The following is a 7540-nucleotide window of genomic DNA, read 5'->3' on the forward strand; positions in this document are numbered from 1 at the left end:
AAATCCTACCTCTAAACGCGGTCGCTCATCTCTGAAATACCTCGATAGAGGGTTTCTCATAACAGTAATCCCCTGCCTGCATGAATCTCATTCCGCTTTTGACAAAAAGGATAGGGCTGGGATATAATAACGACAGATTTAAGGCCAAATTTCATATGATGCAACACCCGGAGGAGCCTGCCAAACGCGGGCTCTTTTTGCGTTTTTTCAGGCATACGCGGGCAACCGTGATACTCGCAACCATAATAGTGCGAAGAATAACCTCTAATGAGGGATATGATGCTGCGTGGAAATGGCCATACTTTAGAGATAGAGGGATTAAGGGGGATAGATTGTGTCAGTCATTCATTTCGTCATTATTTTGCCTTTTTTGTTCGCTCTGATTGTGCCAATCGCGAACAAGATACTACCGAAAGTTCATACGGGCTGGTTCGTGCTGCCCCTGCCGATTGCGATATTCGTTCTCCTGTTGTCTATGATCCCAAGCATAGACAACGGCAGCGAGATAAGCGGCTCCCTTCCATGGATTCCTTCGCTCGGCATTGGATTCGACGTTTATGTGGATGGACTTAGCTTGCTGTTTGGCTTATTAATAGCGGGAATCGGTTCATTGGTTCTGTTGTATTCCATTTATTATCTGGATAAGAGCAAGGAGAAATTATCGTACTTTTATGTTTATCTGATGTTGTTTATGGGAGCGATGTTCGGACTTGTGTTGTCCGATAACCTGATGGTGCTCTACGCCTTCTGGGAGCTGACGAGCATCTCCTCATTTCTCCTGATCGCCTTCTGGGATCGACGGGAGCGTTCGCGGTACGGCGCGCTTAAGTCCATGGTCGTTACCGTTTGCGGCGGTCTTGCGATGTTTGCGGGTTTCGCGCTTCTGTATGTGATGTCGGGTACGTTCAGTATTCGGGAATTGCTGGAGACCATACCGCAATTGGCGGAACACAAGTTGTTCGTAACGGCCATGCTGCTCGTTCTGGCAGGCGCATTTACGAAGTCGGCCCAGTTCCCGTTCCATATTTGGCTGCCGGATGCCATGGAAGCGCCGACGCCCGTCAGCGCCTACTTGCATTCCGCGACCATGGTCAAGGCCGGCATCTATCTGGTTGCCCGCCTTAGCCCGGTTTTCTCCGGACATGCCGTCTGGCTATGGATGGTATCCGGCGTCGGGCTTCTTACGTTGATCTATGGTTCCTATCGGGCGATCAAGCAAACGGATCTGAAGGCATTGCTTGCCTTCTCGACGATTAGCCAGCTTGGTCTCATTATGAGTTTGCTCGGGATGGGCTCGGCCGCGGCATTTTATCCGGGCACCAGCCAATACCTGTTCTTCGCCAAAGCGACGACGGCCGCGATTTTCCACCTTATCAACCACGCGGTCTTCAAAGGCGCGCTGTTTATGGCGGTAGGCATCGTCGATCACGAGACGGGTACGCGCGACATCCGGAAGCTTGGCGGACTGATGGCGGTTATGCCGATTACCTTCACGATCACGCTGCTTGGCGCCTTCTCGATGGCAGGCATACCGCCATTCGGCGGCTTCCTCAGCAAGGAGATGTTCTTTACGGCGCTGCTGCAAATCCGCGAGCTGTCGTTCGCCAGCATGCAATTGTGGGGTTCCCTGTTTCCGATCGTGGCATGGGTCGCCAGCGTATTCACGTTTGCCTACAGCCTGCTGCTTGTGTTCCGAACGTTTAGCGGGAAAGCGCAGTTCGAGAAGCTCGAGAAGAAGCCCCATGAAGCGCCGCTCGGCATGCTGATACCGCCGCTCGTCCTGGCATCGCTTGTCGTGGTGTTCGGCCTGTTCCCGAATCTGTTATCCCATACGCTGATTGAACCCGCAATGGCGGCGATTCATTTCACCGGTCTTCAGCCGCAGGAACAGTTTATGGTTTCCATTGATATGTGGCATGGCTGGAATACGGAGTTGTATATGACCATTGGCGTCGCTATCGTCGGTACTGCAATATTTATTCTGCAGCGACGAGCCGCATGGGTAAGCAAGCCGCTCACCAATCGGGTCTCGCTGAACGGCGTTTACGATGACGGGCAACGCCTGCTTGACAATGTTGCCGGACGATTGACTTGCCTGTATATGACGGGCTCCGTTCGTCATTATTTAATCTATATCTTCTTGTTCCTTGTGCTGTCTTTGGGATTGACCATGTGGCTCGAGGGAGCATTTGCGCTGAACACGGAAGGAATGGCGACAACCTCCTTCTATGAAGCGATCGTCATCGGAGCGCTTGTTCTGTCCGCTATAGCCGTTCCGTTCGCGAACTCAAGGCTGATGGCTATCATTCTGACCGGGATGGCAGGGTATATGGTGACGCTATTTTTCGTCATCTTCCGGGCGCCGGATCTGGCGTTGACCCAGTTAATCGTGGAGACGGTGTCCGTGGCCCTCTTCCTGTTATGCTTCTATCACCTGCCGAAGCTCAAAAAGGAGCTTGTCAGACTGCCGTTTAAAGTATGGAATCTGTTGATCGCCGTCAGCGTTGGCGCGGTCATGACGCTTATTGCGCTAAGCGCAAGCGGCAGCCGAAAGTTCGAATCGATCTCCGATTATTTTATCGAGAACAGCTATAAGCTTGCCGGCGGGAAAAATATCGTCAATGTGATACTCGTCGACTTTCGGGGCTTCGACACGATGCTGGAAATTGTCGTGCTTGGCATTGCGTCCTACGGCATCTATGCGCTGATCAAGCTAAAGGTGAAGGAAGACGAGAACGATAGGCCGCTTGGGCAAGACGGTATGAAATACGATGTGTATGCCGGTATTCGAAGCAATGACGTTATCCTGCGCACGGTTGCCAAGCTGGTGGTAGTCCTCGTCCTGATCTACTCCATGTATCTGTTCTATATGGGGCATCATCATTCCGGAGGCGGATTTATCGGAGGTTTGATGGCTTCGGCAGCGCTTCTGCTGTTGGCTATTACCAATGGCGTGGATAAGATCGCGCGCATCGTTCGCGTGGATTTCAAACGACTTACGGCAATCGGCATTCTGATTGCATTATTAACCGGAACCGGCAGCTTCCTGGCAAATGTGCCGTTTCTAAGCCATACATTCGGCTATTTCGACATTCCGCTCCTTGGAGAGCTGGAGCTGGCGACGGCAACGCTATTCGATCTGGGCGTCTATCTGACCGTTATTGGCGTAGCGTCGACCATCTTGTTTACGATCGGGAGGGATAAGTAGCGATGGAATTGTATATGTCACTCGCGATCGGCGTGTTATTTACGGTCGGCATTTATCTTATCCTGTCCAAGAGTCTGCTCCGTATCGTGCTGGGGTCTTCCTTCCTGTCGCATGGCGTACATCTGCTGCTGCTGACGATGTCGCGTCTAAAGACCGGAGCGCCGCCGCTGCTTGACGAGAAAGCGGAAGCTTACGTAGATCCCTTGCCGCAGGCGTTGATCCTAACGTCAATCGTCATCAGCTTCGGCGTCACTTCGTTCCTGCTAGTCCTTGCGTATAAGGCATACAAAAAGCTGGGTACGGATGACATGGAAGAGCTAAGGGGGAACGAGAATGAATAACTTGCTTGTACTGCCGCTGCTCGTCCCGCTGTTTACTTCGGTCCTGCTTGTCTTTATGCGGCGAAGTATTTTGTTGCAGCGCTGGTTGAGCGGGGCAAGCAGCCTCGCGGGCGTCGCTATCGCCGTATCCATCGTCATTCATGTCAAAGAGGACGGCGTTCAAACCCTGTATATGAGCGGCTGGGCACCGCCTTATGGCATTGCTTTTGTCGGAGATATGCTGGCCGCGCTGCTTGTGCTGGCAACGACGGTCGTCGGTTCCTTCATCGTATTTTTTTCAATGGGCAGCATAGGGGAAGAGAGAGAGCGCTATTTTTATTACCCGCTTTTGCAATTTCTGCTCGTTGGCGTTAACGGATCATTCCTGACGGGCGACATCTTTAACCTTTTTGTTTGCTTCGAAGTGATGTTAATCTCCTCTTATGCGCTCATCGTGTTAGGAGGGACGAGGCTTCAACTCCGGGAAACGCTCAAGTATGTCATCATAAATGTCGTATCCTCGGCCCTGTTCGTGGCAGCCGTGGCTTACTTGTACGGCGTGACAGGGGCGCTTAACATGGCCGACTTGTCCCTGAAGGTGGCGGAAGCCGGACAAGGAGGCATCCTCAACGTCATAGCGCTGTTGTTCCTGATCGTGTTCTCGCTGAAGGCGGGCCTCCTCCTTTATTTTTGGCTGCCAGGCGCCTACAGCGCGCCGCCGACTGCGGTTACGGCTCTGTTCGGCGCGTTGTTGACCAAGGTGGGGGTGTATGCGCTCGTGCGCACCTTCACTTTGGTCTTCGGCGGCATGCCGGAGGTGACGCATGTCTGGATCGGCTGGATGGCGGGCGCAACGATGGTTCTAGGGGCGTTCGGGGCGCTGGCTTACAAGGATATCCCGCGCATCCTGAATTACAATATTGTTATAAGCGTGGGCTTTATCGCTTTCGGGCTTGCCACGGCGAACCGAGACTCATTGGAAGGCGTTGTTGTCTATCTATTGCACGATATGATAGCCAAAGCGCTGCTGTTATTGCTCGGAGGGTTAATTATTCGTGCGGCGGGCACGTGCAAGCTCTCCGAGATGGGCGGACTGATGCGGCGCAATGCGCTGCTCGGATGGATGTTTTTCGCGACTATACTAGCTATTGCGGGCATTCCGCCTCTTAGCGGCTTCGCAGGAAAGCTGCTCATTGTGCGCGGCGGTCTGGAAGGCGAGCATTATCTGCTGACCGCGGTTTCGCTGGCGACAAGCTTTGTTGTTCTGTATTCTTTGATGCGAATATTCATGGCGGCTTTCTGGGGCGATGAGCGTGCGACGTCTTCTGCGACCGACACAAGAAAGGCCGGTCTGTTGCTGCCGACCGCGGGATTAATGCTTATTGTTGTTGCGATGGGCTTCGGGTCGGAATGGATATATGAATTCGCTAGCGAGGCAGGGCGGACCCTCCTGGACCCGTCCGGCTATGTACAAGCGGTGTTGAAGGAGTAGAGCATGATGAGAATGATAAGGAAAACAGGGGCTGTCTTAAGATTGATAGCCATGTTTAACAAGGAACTGTTGTTGTCCAGCGTGACGGTTCTTCGGGAAGTGCTGCGCCCCAAGCTCAACATTCGTCCAGGTATCATCAAGCTGGATACGGAGCTAAGGACCGATTTTGAAATTACCTTATTGTCAATCCTGATCTGTTTGACGCCGGGGACGCTTACGCTTGATGTATCCGGCGACGGGAGAACATTGTACATTCATGCCATGGACATTAACGACCCCGACGAGCTTGCGGCGCAGATCAAAGGATCTTTCGAACGCGCCATCATGGAGGTAACGAGATGACGACAACACTGCTGTGGGTTTCCCTTATTTTGTTATCGCTTGCCATATTGGGAGCCTTGTACCGATTGCTAAAGGGGCCGTCTATTGCCGATCGGATTGCGGCGCTGGATACGATAGGCATTCTATTGCTGTCCATGATTGCCGTCCTCGGCATAACGACGGGGACTCGGGCGTATTTCGACATCATATTGGTTATCGGCATATTAACCTTTATTGGGACAACCGCAATGGCGAGATATATCGAGAGGGGGGTTGTCCTTGAGTCTGGAGATGATGGAACAAATCATTGAAGTTGTATTTGCAATCCTGATCCTATTGGGGGCAGTCATCGCGGTTATTAGCGTGTTCGGGCTCATACGATTGCCGGATGTGTATTTGCGCTCCCACGCCGCTACCAAGAGCGCCACGCTTGGCGTGCTTCTTATTCTGCTAGGCGCTTTTTTTTACACTTGGTTCGTTCATGATTTTTTCAGCATCAAGCTGCTCCTGGGTATTTTGTTTGTTTTTATCACTTCGCCCGTTGCGGGCCATCTTAACGCGCGGGCTGCTTACCGATCAGGCGTAGCTTTGTGGAAGGGAAGCGTACGCGATGATTTCAGAGAAGCGATCAAACAAGAGAGGCAACAGGAGATAGAGGAAATAAAAAAGCAATTAAAAAATTAGATTAACCGAGACCAGAACCACGTCCATTGGATGTGGTTCTATTACGGTTGAAAAATAAAAAAATTGACTTTAGCTCCGTACATGTCTAAAATTTTAACAGTAAAAAATATTCACATTTAATGGAGCCGCGATATGAAAATAGGAAATGAGGTCAAGAATGAAGACGGAGAATAAGTCAACTGCAGTATGGAACATGATATTACGAGGCGTTATTGTTGTTATTGGTGCCTTAATTACAGCCTACGGCCTTGAAGCCGTATTAATTCCGAACAACGTATCCGATGGAGGCGTGACAGGTCTCAGTATCGTAGGGTCAAGGCTCTTCGATCTGCCTTTAGGTCTTCTCATTGCGATTCTAAATATCCCTTTTGTCTATTTGGGCTATAAGCAGATTGGCAGAAGCTTCGCGATTTATTCCGTGCTCGGCATCGCATCGCTGGCAGCCGGCACCTTCTTTATGCATCATATTACGCCGATCGTGGAAGGCGATACGCTGCTTGTTACCGTTGTAGGCGGTATTATCATCGGCCTGGGGATGGGTCTTGCGCTGAGGAACGGCGGCGCGCTGGACGGCATTGATATGCTGGCGGTACTGCTCTCGCGGAAGCTGCCGTTCGGAACAAGCGATATGATCCTGTTCCTTAATGTATTCGTGTTTATCGTTGTATCGACAGTTTTTGGTTTAAAAGGGGCTATCCTATCGGGAATCGCCTATTTTATCGCTTCGAAAGTCATACATATCGTCGAGGAAGGCTTGAGCGGGGCCAAAACGTTTAAAATCATTACCAAACATCCAGAGATGATGATCGAAACGATTCGCGATCGACTGGGCCGCGGTGCTACGTATGGCGTGGTGCAAGGCGGTTATACAAATGAACATTTCAAAGAAATTACATGCGTAATCAACCGCTTGGAAGAACGGAAGATGAAAGAAATTATTCGCGAAATCGACGAGAATGCTTTTATCATGGTGTATGAAGTGGCTGAAGTGAAAGGCGGCAGCTTTAAGAAAAAGGACATTCACTAGGCACAACCATGAAAACACTGACCTTCGTTGTCAGTGTTTTTTGTATGCCGCCCCTTTTAAACGCGGCCGCTCTTTCTTTAAAAGGGAGCGGGCGGGAAGATGCGGGAGAGCCGGATAATGGGAGGAGGGCGTGTGGAAAACGTGTAAGAGCGCCGCCTCTTGTGCAGCGTGTGGGAGTGACATTCTTTGTGAGATGAGCGTGGGTGCTGCGCCGCTGCTGCTGCCCGCACCGTACCGTACCGTACCGTACCGTACAGTACCGCACTAGTCAGCCATGAATAAAATAGAGGGAAAATCGCCATTTAATCTCGCTTCTATACCGAATTTTGCGGATTTAGAGGGAAATCCTACCACTAATTTAGGCCGAATCACTGTCCGCCCTCCTTTCTACTTGGATTAGAGGGAGAATTTCCCTCTGACGTGTCGAAGAAACGGAAAGTCATTCAATTAAAGGGAGTTTTTCCACTAGCGTTGCATTAATGTTCCCA

The 7540-nt window shown here is 51.1% G+C and carries 6 protein-coding genes and 1 pseudogene; all 7 read left to right on the forward strand.

The genetic code is table 11. The features are described from left to right. Positions 1 to 334 precede the first annotated feature (334 nt). The gene (locus B1748_RS35960) at positions 335 to 3208 is read left to right on the forward strand and encodes a Na+/H+ antiporter subunit A (protein WP_087572780.1); all 2874 of its coding nucleotides are present in this window, start codon (positions 335 to 337) and stop codon (positions 3206 to 3208) included. Positions 3209 to 3210: 2 nt separating this feature from the next. Further along, complete coding sequence (locus B1748_RS35965) at positions 3211 to 3549, forward strand: Na(+)/H(+) antiporter subunit C (protein ID WP_087572781.1); 339 nt, start codon at positions 3211 to 3213, stop codon at positions 3547 to 3549. Next, the gene (locus B1748_RS35970; protein WP_087572782.1) at positions 3542 to 5020 is read left to right on the forward strand and encodes a Na+/H+ antiporter subunit D; all 1479 of its coding nucleotides are present in this window, start codon (positions 3542 to 3544) and stop codon (positions 5018 to 5020) included. Before B1748_RS35965 ends, B1748_RS35970 begins: the two co-directional genes overlap by 8 nt. 21 nt (positions 5021 to 5041) lie before the next feature. Then, positions 5042 to 5362 (forward strand): annotated as a pseudogene (locus tag B1748_RS35975) (Na+/H+ antiporter subunit E); the annotation flags it as partial. Beyond that, positions 5359 to 5652 (forward strand): Na(+)/H(+) antiporter subunit F1, encoded by a 294-nt coding sequence (locus tag B1748_RS35980; protein ID WP_087572784.1) that lies wholly within the window; start codon positions 5359 to 5361, stop codon positions 5650 to 5652. The pseudogene B1748_RS35975 and the gene B1748_RS35980, both read left to right, overlap by 4 nt. Continuing rightward, on the forward strand, positions 5636 to 6025 hold the full coding sequence (locus B1748_RS35985) for a Na+/H+ antiporter subunit G (protein ID WP_087572785.1): 390 nt from the start codon (positions 5636 to 5638) through the stop codon (positions 6023 to 6025). Before B1748_RS35980 ends, B1748_RS35985 begins: the two co-directional genes overlap by 17 nt. Before the next feature lie 157 nt (positions 6026 to 6182). Then, a complete protein-coding gene (locus B1748_RS35990) occupies positions 6183 to 7052 on the forward strand; it encodes a YitT family protein (protein ID WP_087572786.1) in 870 nt (289 codons plus the stop codon). Positions 7053 to 7540: the final 488 nt, after the last annotated feature.

Source organism: Paenibacillus sp. MY03 (assembly GCF_002165585.1).
Lineage (GTDB): Bacteria > Bacillota > Bacilli > Paenibacillales > Paenibacillaceae > Pristimantibacillus > Pristimantibacillus agaridevorans.